The sequence below is a fragment of the Pseudomonas sp. B21-059 genome, assembly GCF_026016285.1.
GTDB classification, from domain to species: domain Bacteria; phylum Pseudomonadota; class Gammaproteobacteria; order Pseudomonadales; family Pseudomonadaceae; genus Aquipseudomonas; species Aquipseudomonas danubii.
Genome location: NZ_CP087201.1, coordinates 5602590 through 5618026 on the forward strand (window position 1 = coordinate 5602590; position 15437 = coordinate 5618026).

Here is a 15437-nt window from a genome sequence, read left to right on the forward strand (position 1 = left end):
GGCAAATCGGCGCTCAGCCTAACAGACCAGCACCCCGGTAAAACTATCCGGTTCTTCAAAGGGCAATGGCTGGGCCGCATTGTACGCAGCGATCAGTTCCAGCGCCTGCTGCGCCTGATCATTCTCCACCGTCAGCCCCAGCAGTCCGAACAGCGGCAACTCCCCCGCCCCGCCCAACAAATCGCGCCCTTGCAGGTGTGCCTCGATACCCTCGCTCGCCAGCATGCACTGGAGCAACTCGCCTTCCATCAGATTTTCCGGCTCATAGATGCGCTGCATAAGAACCACGCCCCACTCAGTCATTTTCACTGTGGACATCGAGCATCCACTCCCGACCATCGGTTTGCAGCGTGAAGACAATGGGCCGGCAGCACACCGGGCAGTCTTCGATATAGGTCTGGTCGCCGGCGGACAGGTCCAATACAGCTTCTGCCTGTTCGCCACAGTAAGGGCATTGATAATGGTCGGTTTCCAGCATCGCCGTCTCCAGAGTGACTTATGCGTATAATCGCCGGTCTATTTGCAGGGCTTTTTTTGTTTGAGCTGAACTTTCAGACCATGCCCGGCTTTTTTCGATACAGACCTTTTCTTACCCTAGCCGTTTCTAACAAGAGAGCATGATGGGCGAATTCGATGCCATCCGACCTTACCACGACAGCGAAGTACCAGCGGTGCTGGCCCGGCTGCTCAGCGACAAGGCGTTTCTAGATATCCTCACCCACTTCCGCTTCCCGCGTTTTGCCAATACGTTCGGCTGGCTGCTCAAACCCCTGATTGCCCATCGCCTGCGCCGCGAATTCGCCGGGGTCACTTCGGTGGCGACCCTGCAGGACAAGGTCGAGTTCTACGTCGACCACACCATTGAACGTGCCACCGACGGCGTGACCTATACCGGCGTCGAGCAGTTCAAATCCGGCACCGCCTATGTCTTCCTGGCCAACCATCGCGACATCGTCATGGACCCGGCCTTCGTCAATTACGCGGTGTATCACGCCGGACTGCCGACACCGCGCATCGCCATTGGCGACAACCTGCTGCAGAAGCCGTTCGTCAGCGACCTGATGCGCCTGAACAAGAGTTTCATCGTCCATCGCTCCATCAGCGGGCGACGGGAAAAACTCGCGGCCTATCAACTGCTCTCGGCCTATATCAACCATTCGATCCGCAACGATGTCCAGTCGATCTGGATCGCCCAGGCCGAAGGCCGGGCCAAGGATGGCGACGACCGCACCGAGTCGGCGATCCTCAAGATGTTCCACATGAGCCGCAAGGACGAGCCGTTTGGCGAGGTCATCCAATCGCTGAACCTGACCCCGGTGTCCATCAGCTACGAATATGACCCCTGCGACCAGGCCAAGGCCCGGGAGCTGTACATCCGCGCCACCACCGGCAGCTACACCAAAGCGCCAGGGGAGGATGACGTGAGCATCGCCAAAGGCATCACTGGCTATAAGGGCCGGGTCCACGTGAACTTCGCCGCCCCCATCAGCGAACTGTTCGAAGACACCAAGCAATTGGCCATGGAAATGGACCGGCAGATTCTCGGCGGCTACCGCCTGTTCCCGGTGCATTACCTGGCGTATGCCCAGTGGAGCGATGCCGACCCGCAACTGCAGGTACCGAGCGCCGCCGAGGTCTTCGCGCCACAGGAACTGGCCAAGGCCGAGGAAGAATGGCAGCGCCGGCTGGACGCCTGCCCACCGGAGCACCGCCCTTACCTGGTGCTGCAATATGCCAATCCGGTGCGCAATCAGTACCGGGTCAAGGCAGGCCTGGCGCTGTAATCGCGGCACTGCAACGCACAACGGCGCCTGCGGGCGCCGTTGTCATGTCTGCGGTTCAAGGATCGGTCAGAAACGCGTACTGATCCAGGACACCAGCAATGCCAGCCCCAGGCAGGCGAAACCGAAGCGGTAGAAGAATCGGTTCATTCGCAAAGTAGCGGGGTCCAGCATGGGTTGACCCAGCCCCCGGTCTTCACTCTGGACGGCCAGGTTGGCCAGGGCCCGCCGTTCACGGCAACGAGTGGCGTGCAGCAGCCAACTGCCCGGGCAAGCAAACAGCAGGGCCAGCAGGTTGATCAATTTGGCAGGGTGGGCGTTGAACATCGACCAGATCAGTTGCAGCGACATCATGAACCTCGAATGAAACCTGTATTCGGGTCGTCGAGTGCACCCGCGGCGCGGATTCTACTCAATCCCCGGATAAACGCGGGGGCTTTCCGACCAGTAACGAGGTGTCGACCAATTAATTTGAATCGTCATCTTTTCGTCATCTAAACAAGCCAGTCTGTTGCCCCTCGATGCCCCACGGAGCTTGTCATGCTGCACGCAGAAAACCAGGATCGCCTTTACCTGATAGCCCCCAGTGAAGAACAGCAAGCGCTAGTGGGCGCCCTGGCCTTCAACGTTCAGGACCGGCATTGGCTGGTGTATTGCGCCCTGGGCGGACATCAGCATGCGGACTTGCCGGAAACCGATCTGCTGACCGGCGTCAGCATGCTGGACTTCTACGTCGAGGCGGCCTGACACGCGAACAGCAAAAAGCCCGGCTGCCTGATGGGCAGCCGGGCTTTTTAGTGACGGAGCCAGTAGCGAGCATGAAGCCGCAGCGGCGCCTTACTCGCCGAGGATTTGGCCGACGGTCGGGTCCTTGAACAGACGGGTCAGCGCATCGCTCAGTACGTCGCTCACCAGTTTGGTATTGGTGTCCTGGTTCGGCGCCATGCCGAAACGCTGGTCAAGGGAGGCGCCATAGCGACCGCTGTAGCGACGGTTGGCGTTCTGCACATCAGAACGGAAAGTGGCGCCAATGGTGGCCTCGGTCACGTACAGGCCCTCTTTGGGCGACTGGTACTTGAGCTCGGCCAGGGTCACGGTCAACTGCGGAGCATTGCTGCCGCCAGCGGTCGGGGTGAAGCCCAACAGACGTACCGCGGCTTCGGCCTGGGCCTGCAGTTTCGGCAGGATCTGCGCGCTCTGCACAGTAATGGCGCTGGTTTCCGGGTACAGACCGCCACGGGTACCCAGGGTCGGCGATGGACGTCCATCAACCACTTTCACCACCACCGGCTGGCCATGGCCGACGGGGGCCAACTGGGTCGTGAGCTTCGGCTCCGGGCTCAGTTGTTGCGGGCTGTGGGCGCAACCCACCAGCGACAGGCTGGTCACAGTGATCAAACCGAACAACAGGCGTTGCAACATGCTCATCTCTCCAGGAATCAGGCACAAACAGGGCCGCAGTATAGCGGTGCATAACCGCGACGAACCAGCGTCAGGCAAGAGTTAGTCAAGTCTCAGACAGGTGCCGTACAACCAGGTTCCTGTAACCTGCCGTTCACTCGCAATACATCATGATGTAACGGCTCAAGGGCACCCTTATCGTCAATGACCCACTCACAGGTGTTCGGTTATGAACTTCCTTCGCTCCCTGTTCGCCCCGCGTCAGCAGTTCCGCAGTTTTGCCCTGCTCGATGGCCAAGGCCGTTGCCGCGCCTTCAAACACTGCCCGGCGGCTCCCGTGGGTGACGGTTGGGTGGAAATCCAAGAGATTCGCCTGAACTGGTTGCACCAGGTATTACCCGCCAGCGCCCGGATCAGCCCACGCTGCGCCAGCTCCTTGGTGCGACCGATACTGGCCACCTGACCAACAGCCTAATAAAAGTCACGAAACAGGATCATTTCTGCGCATTTCTTCGTTACAATCTCCCCCCGATTATAAGGACGTCTCCTGATCGGGCCTCGCAGTACCGCCAACGCCACTGCATTGGCACCCCGCACCGCCCACAGAGAGCCGCCCACACAGATCGAGTGAAGCTGGCGTGCTTGCTGTACCACCTTGCAAACCTCCACTTTTCGCGAATCTGCAGAGCTGCCATTGCTCGGCCACTTAAAGCTGTTTGCCCGTTGTGCCCGCATGCCTTGCATGCCGGTAACACCGCTCGGGCCAGGTGCCAGGCCGAGGCAGCCCTTTTTTGAGGTTCACGTCTTCAAAAGAGCGTGAAAAAACGGGTTTTCACAACTTCACAAGAGTGTGGCGAGCAAATGAATAGTTTTGCGTCTGAACTGGCACCATTGGCCTCTACAACAGCCCGATTACACAGGACCGAGCACTCCTCAAGAACTGGTGCTTGAAGCCTGTCCGCTGACGGATTTGGTTGCACGAGCGGATGTATCGACCATAAGTCGAATTGCCTGAGGCGCCCCGAGATGCGTTCATATGCACCTTGAGGCCCGGTTGGCAGCGTCCGCAGTAGTTGCAAAGAATTGCGAAGATTCGGACATGGCGATCCTGGCCATGGGTAACCTGGGGCATTACGTGAACCGCCCCGTCACTCCTGGCAGCCATGCCGTCAATTTGGTGCTGCAGATTTTGGAGACGCGTTAATGGCGCATAACGAAGCAGTAGACGTCGTATTGGTTGGGGCCGGCATCATGAGTGCCACCCTCGCTGTACTGCTCAAAGAGCTCGACCCCGCAATCAAGCTGGAAGTCGTCGAGCTGATGGATTCGGGTGCCGCGGAGAGTTCCAACCCGTGGAACAACGCCGGTACCGGCCACGCAGGCCTCTGTGAGCTGAACTACACGCCACAGGCCGCCGATGGCAGCATCGACATCAAGAAAGCCGTACACATCAATACCCAGTTCGAAGTGTCGAAACAGTTCTGGTCCTACCTGACCAAGAAAGGCACGTTCGGCTCGTCCAAGTCCTTCATCAGCCCAGTGCCGCACCTGAGCTTCGTGCAGGGCGACAAGGGTGTGTCCTTCCTCAAGAAGCGTTTTGAAGTGCTGAGCCAGCACCATGCCTTCGCGGACATGGAATACACCGAAGACAAGGCCAAGATGGCCGAGTGGATGCCGCTGATGATGCCAGGCCGTCCGGCAGATGAAACCATCGCCGCGACCCGGGTGATCAATGGCACCGACGTCAACTTCGGCGCACTGACCAACCAGTTGCTCAAGCACCTGACCAGCGCACCCGATGCCCAGGTCAAGTACTGCAAGCGTGTGACCGGTCTCAAGCGCAACAAGGACAACGGCTGGACCGTGAGCATCAAGGACGTCAACAGCGGCAACAGCCGCGAAGTCGACGCCAAGTTCGTGTTCCTCGGCGCCGGTGGCGCGGCCCTGCCGCTGCTGCAGGCTTCCGGCATTGAAGAGAGCAAAGGCTTTGGCGGCTTCCCGGTGAGCGGCCAATGGCTGCGTTGCGACAATCCGGAAGTGGTCAAGCAACACCAGGCCAAGGTCTACAGCCAGGCCGCCGTGGGTTCGCCACCGATGTCGGTGCCGCACCTGGACACCCGCGTGGTCGACGGCAAGAAATCCCTGCTGTTCGGACCTTATGCCGGCTTCACCACCAAGTTCCTCAAGCACGGCTCGTTCCTCGACCTGCCAATGTCGGTTCGCGCCGGCAACATCGGTCCAATGCTGGCCGTAGCCCGGGACAACATGGACCTGACCAAATACCTGGTCAGCGAAGTCATGCAGTCCATGGAGCAGCGCCTGGAGTCCCTGCGCCGCTTCTATCCACAGGCCAAGGCGGAAGACTGGCGCCTGGAAGTGGCCGGGCAACGGGTGCAGATCATCAAGAAAGACCCGAAGAAAGGCGGCATCCTGCAGTTCGGTACCGAGCTGGTGGCGGCCAAGGACGGTTCTCTGGCCGCCCTGCTCGGCGCTTCGCCAGGTGCATCGGTGACCGTGTCGATCATGCTGGAACTGATCGAGCGTTGCTTCCCGGCCAAGGCCAGCGGCGAATGGGCTACCAAGCTCAAGGAAATTTTCCCGGCGCGGGAGAAGGCCCTGGAAACCGACGCAGCGCTGTATCACAAGATCAACAGCGAAAATAACCTGAGCCTGGAACTGGTCGAGCCCAGCAAGGAAACCGAAAGCTGCGCCTGATCTGACGCCCATAAAAAACGCCCCGGCCTGCAAAGGACGGGGCGTTTTTTTATGCCTTCCGAGCGGGTCAGCCGCGGGCGTTGTCCATCAGCTCGATGTAGTCGGCGGCGTTGCGCTGATCCTTGATCAGATCAACGAAGGTCTGGCCGTGCTCATCCTTGCCATCCAGATCCAGACCGGCTGCTACGAAGAAGGTCAGGAAGCGCTCGAAATCGTCGATGCGCAGGCCACGGTAGGCCTTGATCAGTTTGTGCAGGGACGGCGAAGTGGCGTCGACCGGCTCGAAATCGAGGAACAACTTGATCTGCTCGTCGCTGATCTCGTCACCAATCACTTGTTTCTTATCTTTACGCATCGCCGACTCCAGCTCGCAGACATTTCACGGGGCGGGCAGTTTACCCTCAGCCCGCCTCGGGCCTCAACGCGGACGCACGCTGCCGGTGTGCAAGTCAGCCCAGATATGACCATTGGCATAACTGAGAAACTGGCAATACACCGTGTCGTTACGCAGCAGGTCCATCACTGCCCGGTACTGGGCCAGGGGGTAATAAAGGGTCAAGGTCCTGGACTTGGCGTCGTACTGGGGCTTTTTCAGGCTTTTGCTTTCACCGTCGAAATTCACCAGTACCTGGCTGATGGTGGCCCCCTTGTTCAGCGGCTTGCCCTTGAGGCGCACCCACACCGGCGATGTCACCGGAATCGGCTGCTGATTGGATTGGCGCTGGCTGCCGATCACCACGGAATACTCAGTTACCTGCAACAGCTGCTGCTGTTCAGGGACCGAGTCGCGCAAGGTCAGGTCGTCAGGCGGCAAGAATTGCCCGTGCAGAGGCGCCGGGGCGGCTGCCAGGGGCAGGCTCAAGCTCAGAAGAAGGGCCGCGCTAGTGCGAATCAACAGGCTCATGACAGGCTCCAATCAAGGGCTGAGCACTCTAGCATGGGTTTTTGTCGCAAATCCTGCACCGCAGTCTGAGGCGCCTGCCGCAGGCTGCGGATACGACAAACGGGGGAACACAATCAGTCGAATTGCGCACGCATCCAGGCGTGGTATTGCGCCACTCCCGGCTCGCCTTCCCGAGGCGCCCAACTGGCCAATTCGCCCTCGCTCACCGGACGGTAAGGCCCGGCCTTGCATTCGAACATCAGGCTGTCGGGCTCAAGCACCACCAGGCCATGGAAAACCCCGGCCGGCAGATCAACACCGACGCAGTCACCACCGGCCTGCAAGACGCGCTTGCCCAGCACCTGGCCCGCCTCATCGAAAATCAGCACGCCTAGCCGTCCCTTGAGCACCAGCAGAGTCTCGGCCTTGTCGGCACTCAGGTGCCGGTGCGGCGGAACGTAGGTGGAAGGTTGCAGCCCCACTGCCATGCGATGGCAGGGCTCTTCCATGGCGTGGAAGTTGTGGTGCTGACGACCACGGGGATTGGCCAAGGCCTTCTCAGCCAGGTCGCTGAACAACGCTTGATCGAGAAAGCTCGGCCCGGGCATGTCTTACATCCCCTTCACGGCGTAGATGCCAGCGGCGTTGCGCCAGTAGCCTTTGTAATCCATGCCGTAGCCGAAGACATAGCGGTCGACGCAAGGCAGGCCCATGTAGTCGGCCTTCAGGTCCGGACGGGCCTTGCGATCGTGCTCCTTGTCGATCAGCACCGCGGTGTGCACCGCGCGGGCACCGGCATGTTTGCAAAAGTCGATGATGGCGCCCAGGGTGTGACCTTCATCAAGAATGTCGTCGATGATCAGCACGTCACGGTCGATAAAAGAGACTTCCGGCTTGGACTTCCAGAACAGCTCGCCGCCGCTGGTTTCGTTGCGATAGCGCGTGGCGTGCAGGTAGGAGGCTTCCAGGGGGAACTGCAGGTGGGTCAGCAGCTTGCCAGCGAAGATCAGGCCGCCGTTCATGACGCAGAACACCACCGGATTGCGCTCAGCCAGTTCTTCAGTGATTTGTGCACCGACCCGGGCGATGGCCGCCTCGACTTCAGCTTCGGTGTACAGGCAGTCAGCCTCGCGCATGATTTGACGGATATGCTCGAGATCAGCGGACATGGCGCTCTCCAAGGGGGTGGCAGTTTCGGAAAAGCGGGCAAAGGTACGCATCCGGCCCGATCAGATCAAGCGTTTCTGGACTAACGTACTTTATGTCTATAGGACAACAACCCCGGATAGATTAATCTAGGCCGTTTTTTTTGCCCGCCGCCGGAGCCTTTCCCTATGCCCATCCGTGAGATCCGCCATCCGCTGATCCGACACAAACTTGGCCTTATGCGCCGCGCAGACATTAGCACGAAGAACTTTCGCGAGCTCGCTCAGGAAGTCGGTGCCCTGCTGACGTACGAAGCCACCAAAGACCTGCCCCTGGAAAGCTATGAAATTCCAGGCTGGTGCGGCCCTGTCCAGGTCGAGAAAATCGCCGGCAAGAAGATTACCGTGGTGCCGATCCTGCGCGCCGGTATCGGCATGCTCGAAGGCGTGCTGAGCCTGATTCCGGGCGCCAAGGTCAGCGCCGTGGGCGTGGCCCGCAACGAAGAAACCCTGCAGGCTCACACCTACCTGGAAAAACTGGTTCCGGAGATCGACGAACGTCTGGCGATGATCATTGACCCGATGCTGGCCACCGGCAGCTCCATGGTTGCCACCATCGACCTGCTGAAAAAAGCCGGCTGCCGGGATATCCGCGCCATGGTCCTGGTGGCCGCCCCCGAAGGCATCGCCGCCGTCGAGCAGGCGCACCCGGATGTGACCATCTACACCGCTTCCATCGATCAGAAGCTCAACGAGCATGGCTACATCATTCCAGGCCTGGGTGATGCCGGTGACAAGATCTTCGGCACCAAGCAGAAGGACTCCTGATCATGCAGGATGAGTTCAACGATCCGCTCTGGCGCCAGGTATTGTCTGGCGCGCAGATGCTCTTCGTGGCCTTTGGTGCCCTGGTGTTGATGCCGCTGATTACCGGTCTTGACCCGAACGTGGCGCTGTTCACGGCGGGTCTCGGGACTCTGTTGTTCCAGGTAGTGACCGGCCGCCAGGTGCCAGTCTTCCTGGCGTCAAGCTTTGCCTTCATCACTCCGATCATTCTCGCCAAGGGCCAGTTCGGCCTCGCGGCGACCATGGGCGGGGTGATGGCGGCGGGCTTCGTCTACACCTTTCTGGGCCTCGCGGTGAAGATCAAGGGCACCGGTTTCATCGACCGCCTGCTGCCACCCGTGGTCATCGGCCCGGTGATCATCTCCATCGGCCTGGCCATGGCCCCGATCGCCGCCAACATGGCCATGGGCAAGGCTGGCGACGGCAGTGAGCTGATTCATTACCAGACGGCGATGATGATTTCGATGCCGGCGCTGCTCACCACGCTGATTGTCGCGGTGTTCGGCAAAGGCATCTTCCGCCTAGTGCCGATTATTTCCGGGGTGCTGGTGGGCTTTGCCCTGTCCTTCTACTTCGGCGTGGTGGACACCGCGAAGATCGCCGCCGCTCCCTGGCTGGCACTGCCGCATTTCACCGCCCCGGAGTTCAACTGGCAAGCGATCCTGTTCATTGTCCCGGTGGCCCTGGCGCCGGCCATCGAACACATCGGCGGTGTGATTGCCGTCGGCAGCGTCACCGGTCGCGACTACCTGAAGAAACCCGGGCTGCATCGCACCCTGTTCGGTGACGGCATCGCCACCACCGCTGCCGGCCTGTTCGGCGGCCCGCCCAACACCACCTATGCCGAAGTCACTGGCGCGGTGATGCTGACCAAGAACTACAACCCGAAAATCATGACCTGGGCGGCGGTCTTCGCCATCACCCTGGCCTTTATCGGCAAGTTCGGCGCGCTGCTGCAAAGCATCCCGGTGCCGGTGATGGGCGGGATTCTCTGCCTGCTGTTCGGTTCAATTGCAGCGGTGGGCATGAACACCCTGATCCGTCACAAGATCGATCTGGGGGAAGCCCGCAACCTGGTGATCGTTTCGGTGACCCTGGTGTTCGGCATCGGCGGCGTACTGGTGGGAACCGGTACCGGTCCGGACGACTTCGGCCTCAAGGGCATTGCCCTGTGCGCCATCGTCGCCATCGTGCTGAATCTGGTACTGCCGGGTAATGACGGCTGGAAGAACAAGAAGGCCGACGAGCCTCTGATCTGAAGACGCGTTCGCCGGCAAGTCCGCTCCGCAGGAGCTGGCTTGCCGGCGAAGCTGTTTACAACGCCAACGGCGCCCTGGCGCACAAGGTGTTCAAGGCCTGCGCCCATTGCGGGTCGTCATTCAGGCACGGGATCAACACCAGATCCTCACCTCCGGCTTCGCGGAACTGCTCACGACCGCGATCACCAATTTCCTCCAGGGTCTCGATGCAATCGGCAACAAAAGCCGGGCACATCACCATGACCTTCTTCACCCCCTGCTTGGCCAACTCATCAAGCCGTGCCTCGGTGTAGGGCTCGATCCATTTGGCCCGCCCCAAACGCGACTGGAACGACACCGACCAGGAGCCTTGCGCCAACCCCAGATGCTCGGCCAGGGCCGAGGCCGTCCGCATGCACTGAGCGCGGTAACAGGTGGCCAGCACCTGCGCAGAGGCGTTGCGGCAACAGTCGGCATCCTTGAAGCAATGCTGGCCGGTCGGGTCCAGTTTGGTCAGGTGCCGCTCCGGCAGACCGTGAAAGCTCAGCAGCAGATGATCATGCTCCTGGGCCAGGTAGGGTCTGGCGCTGGCCGCCAGGGCCTCGATGTACTCCGGCTGATCGTAGAAGGGTTGCAGCACGCTGAACTGCACATCCAGCTTGTGCTCGCGCACCACACGCTTGGCCTCTTCGATCACCGTGGTCACGGTACTGTCGGCGAACTGTGGATAGAGCGGTGCCAGGGTGATTTTCTTCTGCCCCTGGGCCACCAACTTGAGCAGCGCCGACTCGATCGAAGGCTGGCCATAACGCATTGCCAGCTCCACAGGCCCCTGTTTCCACTGCTCGCTCATCACCTGTTGCAACCGGCGGCTGAGCACCACCAACGGCGAACCGTCCTCCCACCAGATCGATGCATAGGCGTGGGCAGACTGCTCCGGGCGCTTGATCAGGATCAGCGACACCAGCAAGCGCCGCACCGGCCAAGGCAGGTCGATGACATAAGGGTCCATGAGAAATTGGTTGAGGTAGCTGCGCACATCCGCCACCGAAGTGGAGGCCGGCGAACCGAGATTGACCAGGAGCAACGCGTGATCGGTCATGCAACGTCCTATTTCAAAGGCGGCTGGACACATCGTCCAGGGCCGCGGACAAATCAGTGAACTGGAAAGTGAATCCCGTCTCCAGCAAACGCGCGGGAACGGCACGCTGGCCGCCCAGCAACAGCAACGACAGTTCACCCAGCGCCAGGCGCAAGACAAAGGCCGGCAGCGGTATCAGCGCCGGCCGGCGCAGCACCCGCCCCAGGCTCTTGGCGAACTCGCGGTTGCGCACCGGCTTCGGCGCGCAGGCATTATAAGGACCCCGTGCCTCATCCTGATGCACAAGAAAATCAATCAGGGCGATTTGGTCATCGATATGAATCCACGGCATCCATTGCCGACCGCTACCGATCGGCCCGCCCAGCCCCAGCTTGAACGGCAGCAGCAGGCGCGACAAAAAGCCGCCCTCGGACGACAGCACCAAACCGGTGCGCACCAGCACTACGCGCACGCCCAAGGCCTCGGCCCGCTGAGCGGTTTCTTCCCAGGCAATGCACAACTGGCTGGCAAAATCCTCGCTGACCGGAGGTGAATCCTCGCTCAGTTCCCGCTCGCCACCGTCGCCATACCAACCTACTGCCGAGCCAGAAACCAGCACCCGAGGTTTATGCTCGCGAGTTTCAAGCCAGGCCAGCAGGGTTTCGGTGAGGGCAATACGGCTGCTCCACAGCAGCGCCTTGCGCTTGTGGGTCCAGGGCCGATCGGCAATCGGCGCTCCGGCCAGATTGATCAGCGCATCCAGCGGCGCCTGGTCCAGCTCTTGCAAAGTTCTGATGGCCCGCACTTGGGGACCGCACAGAGCGGCCACTTTTTCGGGATGGCGCGTCCATACACTCAATTGGTGACCCTGGGCCAGCCAGTAACGGCACAGCGCACGCCCGATCAAACCAGTACCGCCGGTCAGCAATATATGCATGACATCTTCCTCGCGTGGCGTTTTACCCGAATCACTAGTCTATTTTTATAGGCAGGGATCTTTTCAATCGGACAGGCTGTGACTTAACGATAGACAACTTGCACAACCGATGACGCCGAAAGCTATACCAAAAAACAATATTGTACAGGTTTTAGTAGCGGCGTAATCTGTACAGACTGGTAAACGAGGCCCCTATGACAGTACCCATCGCAATCATTGGTACCGGCATCGCCGGACTCTCCGCCGCCCAGGCACTTCGAGATGCCGGGCACAGCGTCCAACTCTTCGACAAGAGCCGCGGCAGCGGTGGGCGCATGTCGAGCAAACGCAGCGATGCCGGCAGCCTGGACCTGGGGGCCCAGTATTTTACCGCTCGCGACCGCCGTTTCGTTACCGAAGTCCAGCGCTGGCAAGCCAAGGGCTGGGTCGCCGAATGGGCGCCGCAACTCTACAACTCCCACGGCGGACAACTCAGCCCTTCTCCCGATGAACAGACCCGCTGGGTCGGCACGCCACGCATGAGTGCCATCACCCGCGCCCTGATCGGCGACCTCGAAGTGCACTTCGCCTGCCGCATCACTGAAGTCTTCCGTGGCGAACAGCACTGGCACCTGCAGGACGCCGAGGGCTTTACCCACGGCCCCTTCAGCCACGTAGTGATCGCCACGCCGGCACCGCAAGCCACCGCTTTGCTGGCCGCCGCGCCGAAGCTCGCCGGAGTCGCCGCCGGGGTGAAAATGGACCCGACCTGGGCTGTCGCACTGGCCTTCGATACGCCCCTGGAAACCCCCATGGAAGGCTGCTTCGTCCAGGACAGCCCGCTGGACTGGCTGGCCCGCAACCGCAGCAAGCCCGGACGCGACAGCCATCTCGACACCTGGATACTGCACGCCACCAGTGCCTGGAGCCGGCAACACATCGACCTCAGCAAAGAGGCCGTGACCGAGCAATTGCACGGGGCCTTCGCCGAATTGCTGCACAGTGTCATGCCCGCCCCAACCTTTAGCCTGGCCCATCGCTGGCTCTACGCAAGACCGGCCGCCAGCCATGAATGGGGTGCCCTGGCCGATGCCGACCTGGGGCTGTACGTATGTGGCGACTGGTGCCTGTCCGGCCGGGTCGAAGGCGCTTGGCTCAGTGGCCAGGAAGCCGCACGCCGTTTGCACGAGAGCCTGCAGTGAATCGACTCAACCCGCGTAAACTGCTGCTGTCGAAATGGACAGCAGCCCACCCGCAACACCGCGAGAAACACTTTCTGGTCACTGAGCTTTTCTGCGACGAAGAAGGCACCGTGCTGGACATCGAACTGCAAGCCGTACTCACCCGGCGCAGCCAGCGCCTAAGCTGGCAAACCCTGCTCAACGACAGCGACTGGCGAATGGGCTGGCAGTAATTCGACAACCTGCCTGGCAATACCTGTACAAATAAATTGACTTGTACAACTTTAATTCTATGATGAAGACAAGTTGTACAACGTTTCGTTTTTGTACAGGTAAACCCCGGAGGTTGCATCATGTCCGCCAAGCCGAAAATTGCCATCAGCGCCTGCCTGATGGGCGTCGAGGTCCGCTACAACGGTGGGCACAAGGAGTCTCGCCTGTGCAGCCGAGTACTCAGCGAGCACTTCGATTTCGTGCCCCTGTGCCCGGAAGTCGCGATCGGCATGGGCACCCCACGCGAACCTATTCGACTGGTCGGCGACCCTGAGCAACCCCGGGCCGTGGGCACCGTGGACGCCAGCCTGGATGTCACCCTGCCCCTGGCAGAATACGGCGAGCGCATGGCGGCCCAGGTAGATGACATCTGTGGCTATATCTTCATGCAGAACTCGCCATCCTGTGGTCTGGAGCGGGTCAAGGTGTACCAGACCAATGGCATTCCCCATAGAAACGGCGGCCGGGGCATCTACGCCCAGGCATTTTGCGCACAGCACCCCGATCTACCGGTGGAAGAAGCCGGACGCCTGAACGACCCGGTCCTGCGGGAAAACTTCCTGACCCGGGTCTACGTCTATCGCGACTGGCAGGCACTGCTCAAGCAAGGCCTGACCCGCCGCGCCCTCACCGACTTCCACTCGCGCTGCAAATACCTGCTGATGGCTCACCATCCCGTGCAGTACAAGACCCTGGGCAATCTGCTGGGCAGCATGGGCAAGGGCGATCCGAACCTGATCGGCCCGCGCTATTTCAGCGAGCTGATGGCGGCCTTGAGCAAATGCGCGACCCGGGGCACCCACAGCAATGTGCTGCAGCACCTGAGCGGCTATCTCAAGCAGTCCATCAGCCCCGAAGACAAGCAGGAAGTGCAACACGTGATCGGCCAGTACCGCCACGGCATCGTGCCTCTAGTCGTGCCGCTGACCCTGCTCAAGCACCACTTTCGCCAGCACCCCGATCCCTACATCGCCCAGCAGCTGTACCTGCAGCCACACCCGGAAAACCTCAGCCTGCGCAACGCGATCTGAGCCATGAAACAACCCGCTCAAGAAGCCGACAACAGCGCCCAGTACCGCAGCGCCCTGGATCAGGGTTGGCTGCCGATTCGCGAAGTGGCGCGCCAGACCGGGGTCAACGCCGTAACCCTGCGGGCCTGGGAGCGCCGCTACGGATTGATCGTGCCCTTGCGTACGCCCAAGGGTCATCGCCTGTATTCCCAGGATCAGGTGCTGGAGATCCAGACCATCCTTACCTGGCTCAATCGCGGGGTCGCGGTCAGCCAGGTCAAGCACCTGCTGGACAGTGCCCCCACCGCCAGCACACCGGCCGAGAATGACTGGCAGCGCCTGCGTCAGACCCTGAGCCTGGCCATCAGCCAATTGGCCGAACGCAAGGTCGACGACACCTTCAACCAAGCCATGGCGCTGTACCCACCCCGCACACTGTGCGAACACCTGCTGATGCCGCTGCTGGCGGAGCTGGAGCAACACTGGCAGGGCCAGTTCGGCAGCCAGATGGAACAGGTGTTTTTCTACTCCTGGCTGCGCAGCAAGCTGGGCGCGCGGATCTACCACAACAACCGCCAACTGCAGGGCCCACCGCTGCTGCTGGTCAACCAGTCGGACCTGGCCCTGGAACCCCATCTATGGCTGACCGCCTGGCTGGCCAGCAGTGCCGACTGCCCGGTGGAGGTCTTCGACTGGCCGCTGCCCGGCGCCGAACTGGCCCTGGCCATCGAACGCCTGCAAGCCCGCGGCCTGCTGCTGTATTCCAGCAAGGCGCTCAATCCTGCGCTGTTGCCCAGGCTGCTCAACGGCATTGCCTGCAAAAAAATCATCGCCGGACCCGCGGTGTGCATCCACCCCGACGACTGGTCCGTATGTATCACTGAAATCGCTGATCTGTACCTGGCCCAGGACCCGATCTCGGCCTGCCAGGCGCTGCTTGAGCGAGGACTCTTTTGAACCGGGAATC

Annotated in this window: 20 protein-coding genes; 10 read left to right on the forward strand and 10 right to left on the reverse strand. The window is 60.8% G+C overall.

Annotated features, from left to right (window positions below):
- Nucleotides 1-18: 18 nt before the first annotated feature.
- Together LOY69_RS24790 and LOY69_RS24795 are read right to left on the reverse strand one after the other, a co-directional pair.
- Complete coding sequence (locus LOY69_RS24790) at nt 19-279, reverse strand: putative signal transducing protein (RefSeq protein WP_102860283.1); 261 nt, start codon at nt 277-279, stop codon at nt 19-21.
- A 16-nt stretch (nt 280-295) separates the two neighbouring features.
- Nucleotides 296-478 (reverse strand): CPXCG motif-containing cysteine-rich protein, encoded by a 183-nt coding sequence (locus tag LOY69_RS24795; protein ID WP_016967048.1) that lies wholly within the window; start codon nt 476-478, stop codon nt 296-298.
- 139 nt (nt 479-617) lie between these two features.
- On the opposite strand from LOY69_RS24795, the gene LOY69_RS24800 reads away from it, so the two are divergent.
- The gene (locus LOY69_RS24800; RefSeq protein WP_102860282.1) at nt 618-1784 is read left to right on the forward strand and encodes a 1-acyl-sn-glycerol-3-phosphate acyltransferase; all 1167 of its coding nucleotides are present in this window, start codon (nt 618-620) and stop codon (nt 1782-1784) included.
- A gap of 66 nt (nt 1785-1850) precedes the next feature.
- Here LOY69_RS24800 and LOY69_RS24805 read toward each other — a convergent pair whose 3' ends face one another.
- The gene (locus LOY69_RS24805; RefSeq protein WP_162884090.1) at nt 1851-2132 is read right to left on the reverse strand and encodes a hypothetical protein; all 282 of its coding nucleotides are present in this window, start codon (nt 2130-2132) and stop codon (nt 1851-1853) included.
- Nucleotides 2133-2321: 189 nt separating this feature from the next.
- Here LOY69_RS24805 and LOY69_RS24810 point away from each other — a divergent pair, with 189 nt between their 5' ends.
- A complete protein-coding gene (locus tag LOY69_RS24810) occupies nt 2322-2528 on the forward strand; it encodes a hypothetical protein (RefSeq protein ID WP_011063378.1) in 207 nt (68 codons plus the stop codon).
- A gap of 90 nt (nt 2529-2618) precedes the next feature.
- Here LOY69_RS24810 and LOY69_RS24815 read toward each other — a convergent pair whose 3' ends face one another.
- Nucleotides 2619-3203: a YajG family lipoprotein gene (locus LOY69_RS24815; RefSeq protein ID WP_102860280.1), complete on the reverse strand. Its 585-nt coding sequence runs from the start codon at nt 3201-3203 to the stop codon at nt 2619-2621.
- A 208-nt stretch (nt 3204-3411) separates the two neighbouring features.
- On the opposite strand from LOY69_RS24815, the gene LOY69_RS24820 reads away from it, so the two are divergent.
- A complete protein-coding gene (locus tag LOY69_RS24820) occupies nt 3412-3645 on the forward strand; it encodes a hypothetical protein (RefSeq protein WP_102860279.1) in 234 nt (77 codons plus the stop codon).
- 740 nt (nt 3646-4385) lie between these two features.
- Entirely contained in the window at nt 4386-5897 is a 1512-nt protein-coding gene (gene mqo, locus LOY69_RS24825; RefSeq protein WP_102860278.1) for a malate dehydrogenase (quinone), read from the forward strand.
- Nucleotides 5898-5964: 67 nt separating this feature from the next.
- Here the strand turns inward: mqo and LOY69_RS24830 are convergent, their stop codons facing one another.
- From LOY69_RS24830 to LOY69_RS24845, 4 genes are all read right to left on the reverse strand, one after another.
- Complete coding sequence (locus LOY69_RS24830) at nt 5965-6252, reverse strand: PA4642 family protein (RefSeq protein WP_102860277.1); 288 nt, start codon at nt 6250-6252, stop codon at nt 5965-5967.
- A gap of 63 nt (nt 6253-6315) precedes the next feature.
- Nucleotides 6316-6801, reverse strand: coding sequence for a hypothetical protein (locus tag LOY69_RS24835; protein WP_102860276.1), 486 nt, complete (start codon nt 6799-6801; stop codon nt 6316-6318).
- Nucleotides 6802-6914: 113 nt separating this feature from the next.
- On the reverse strand, nt 6915-7388 hold the full coding sequence (locus tag LOY69_RS24840; protein WP_110596340.1) for a WbuC family cupin fold metalloprotein: 474 nt from the start codon (nt 7386-7388) through the stop codon (nt 6915-6917).
- A gap of 3 nt (nt 7389-7391) precedes the next feature.
- Entirely contained in the window at nt 7392-7949 is a 558-nt protein-coding gene (locus LOY69_RS24845; RefSeq protein WP_042941423.1) for a hypoxanthine-guanine phosphoribosyltransferase, read from the reverse strand.
- 165 nt (nt 7950-8114) lie between these two features.
- Here LOY69_RS24845 and upp point away from each other — a divergent pair, with 165 nt between their 5' ends.
- Both upp and LOY69_RS24855 read left to right on the forward strand, forming a co-directional pair.
- A complete protein-coding gene (gene upp / locus LOY69_RS24850; RefSeq protein ID WP_011063386.1) occupies nt 8115-8753 on the forward strand; it encodes a uracil phosphoribosyltransferase in 639 nt (212 codons plus the stop codon).
- A 2-nt stretch (nt 8754-8755) separates the two neighbouring features.
- Nucleotides 8756-10030: a uracil-xanthine permease family protein gene (locus LOY69_RS24855; protein ID WP_016965962.1), complete on the forward strand. Its 1275-nt coding sequence runs from the start codon at nt 8756-8758 to the stop codon at nt 10028-10030.
- Between the two features lie 55 nt (nt 10031-10085).
- On the opposite strand, the gene hemH is transcribed toward LOY69_RS24855, so the two are convergent.
- Together hemH and LOY69_RS24865 are read right to left on the reverse strand one after the other, a co-directional pair.
- A complete protein-coding gene (gene hemH, locus LOY69_RS24860; RefSeq protein ID WP_102860273.1) occupies nt 10086-11111 on the reverse strand; it encodes a ferrochelatase in 1026 nt (341 codons plus the stop codon).
- 13 nt (nt 11112-11124) lie between these two features.
- Entirely contained in the window at nt 11125-12027 is a 903-nt protein-coding gene (locus tag LOY69_RS24865; RefSeq protein WP_265073733.1) for a TIGR01777 family oxidoreductase, read from the reverse strand.
- Nucleotides 12028-12221: 194 nt separating this feature from the next.
- On the opposite strand from LOY69_RS24865, the gene LOY69_RS24870 reads away from it, so the two are divergent.
- From LOY69_RS24870 to LOY69_RS24885, 4 genes are all read left to right on the forward strand, one after another.
- Nucleotides 12222-13208 carry an NAD(P)/FAD-dependent oxidoreductase gene (locus LOY69_RS24870; RefSeq protein ID WP_102880897.1) on the forward strand — a complete coding sequence of 329 codons (987 nt, stop codon included), beginning with the start codon at nt 12222-12224 and terminating at the stop codon, nt 13206-13208.
- On the forward strand, nt 13205-13420 hold the full coding sequence (locus tag LOY69_RS24875) for a TIGR02450 family Trp-rich protein (protein ID WP_102860270.1): 216 nt from the start codon (nt 13205-13207) through the stop codon (nt 13418-13420). Before LOY69_RS24870 ends, LOY69_RS24875 begins: the two co-directional genes overlap by 4 nt.
- A gap of 120 nt (nt 13421-13540) precedes the next feature.
- The gene (locus LOY69_RS24880; RefSeq protein WP_265073734.1) at nt 13541-14491 is read left to right on the forward strand and encodes a YbgA family protein; all 951 of its coding nucleotides are present in this window, start codon (nt 13541-13543) and stop codon (nt 14489-14491) included.
- A 3-nt stretch (nt 14492-14494) separates the two neighbouring features.
- Nucleotides 14495-15427 carry a MerR family transcriptional regulator gene (locus LOY69_RS24885; RefSeq protein ID WP_110652232.1) on the forward strand — a complete coding sequence of 311 codons (933 nt, stop codon included), beginning with the start codon at nt 14495-14497 and terminating at the stop codon, nt 15425-15427.
- Nucleotides 15428-15437: the final 10 nt, after the last annotated feature.

Bases quoted from the DNA above. Each gene is read 5' to 3' on its own strand.
- LOY69_RS24790 (WP_102860283.1), bottom strand. From the start codon at position 279: ATGCAGCGCATCTATGAGCCGGAAAATCTGATGGAAGGCGAGTTGCTC.
- LOY69_RS24795 (WP_016967048.1), bottom strand. From the start codon at position 478: ATGCTGGAAACCGACCATTATCAATGCCCTTACTGTGGCGAACAGGCA.
- LOY69_RS24800 (WP_102860282.1), top strand. From the start codon at position 618: ATGATGGGCGAATTCGATGCCATCCGACCTTACCACGACAGCGAAGTA.
- LOY69_RS24805 (WP_162884090.1), bottom strand. From the start codon at position 2,132: ATGTCGCTGCAACTGATCTGGTCGATGTTCAACGCCCACCCTGCCAAA.
- LOY69_RS24810 (WP_011063378.1), top strand. From the start codon at position 2,322: ATGCTGCACGCAGAAAACCAGGATCGCCTTTACCTGATAGCCCCCAGT.
- LOY69_RS24815 (WP_102860280.1), bottom strand. From the start codon at position 3,203: ATGTTGCAACGCCTGTTGTTCGGTTTGATCACTGTGACCAGCCTGTCG.
- LOY69_RS24820 (WP_102860279.1), top strand. From the start codon at position 3,412: ATGAACTTCCTTCGCTCCCTGTTCGCCCCGCGTCAGCAGTTCCGCAGT.
- mqo (WP_102860278.1), top strand. From the start codon at position 4,386: ATGGCGCATAACGAAGCAGTAGACGTCGTATTGGTTGGGGCCGGCATC.
- LOY69_RS24830 (WP_102860277.1), bottom strand. From the start codon at position 6,252: ATGCGTAAAGATAAGAAACAAGTGATTGGTGACGAGATCAGCGACGAG.
- LOY69_RS24835 (WP_102860276.1), bottom strand. From the start codon at position 6,801: ATGAGCCTGTTGATTCGCACTAGCGCGGCCCTTCTTCTGAGCTTGAGC.
- LOY69_RS24840 (WP_110596340.1), bottom strand. From the start codon at position 7,388: ATGCCCGGGCCGAGCTTTCTCGATCAAGCGTTGTTCAGCGACCTGGCT.
- LOY69_RS24845 (WP_042941423.1), bottom strand. From the start codon at position 7,949: ATGTCCGCTGATCTCGAGCATATCCGTCAAATCATGCGCGAGGCTGAC.
- upp (WP_011063386.1), top strand. From the start codon at position 8,115: ATGCCCATCCGTGAGATCCGCCATCCGCTGATCCGACACAAACTTGGC.
- LOY69_RS24855 (WP_016965962.1), top strand. From the start codon at position 8,756: ATGCAGGATGAGTTCAACGATCCGCTCTGGCGCCAGGTATTGTCTGGC.
- hemH (WP_102860273.1), bottom strand. From the start codon at position 11,111: ATGACCGATCACGCGTTGCTCCTGGTCAATCTCGGTTCGCCGGCCTCC.
- LOY69_RS24865 (WP_265073733.1), bottom strand. From the start codon at position 12,027: ATGCATATATTGCTGACCGGCGGTACTGGTTTGATCGGGCGTGCGCTG.
- LOY69_RS24870 (WP_102880897.1), top strand. From the start codon at position 12,222: ATGACAGTACCCATCGCAATCATTGGTACCGGCATCGCCGGACTCTCC.
- LOY69_RS24880 (WP_265073734.1), top strand. From the start codon at position 13,541: ATGTCCGCCAAGCCGAAAATTGCCATCAGCGCCTGCCTGATGGGCGTC.
- LOY69_RS24885 (WP_110652232.1), top strand. From the start codon at position 14,495: ATGAAACAACCCGCTCAAGAAGCCGACAACAGCGCCCAGTACCGCAGC.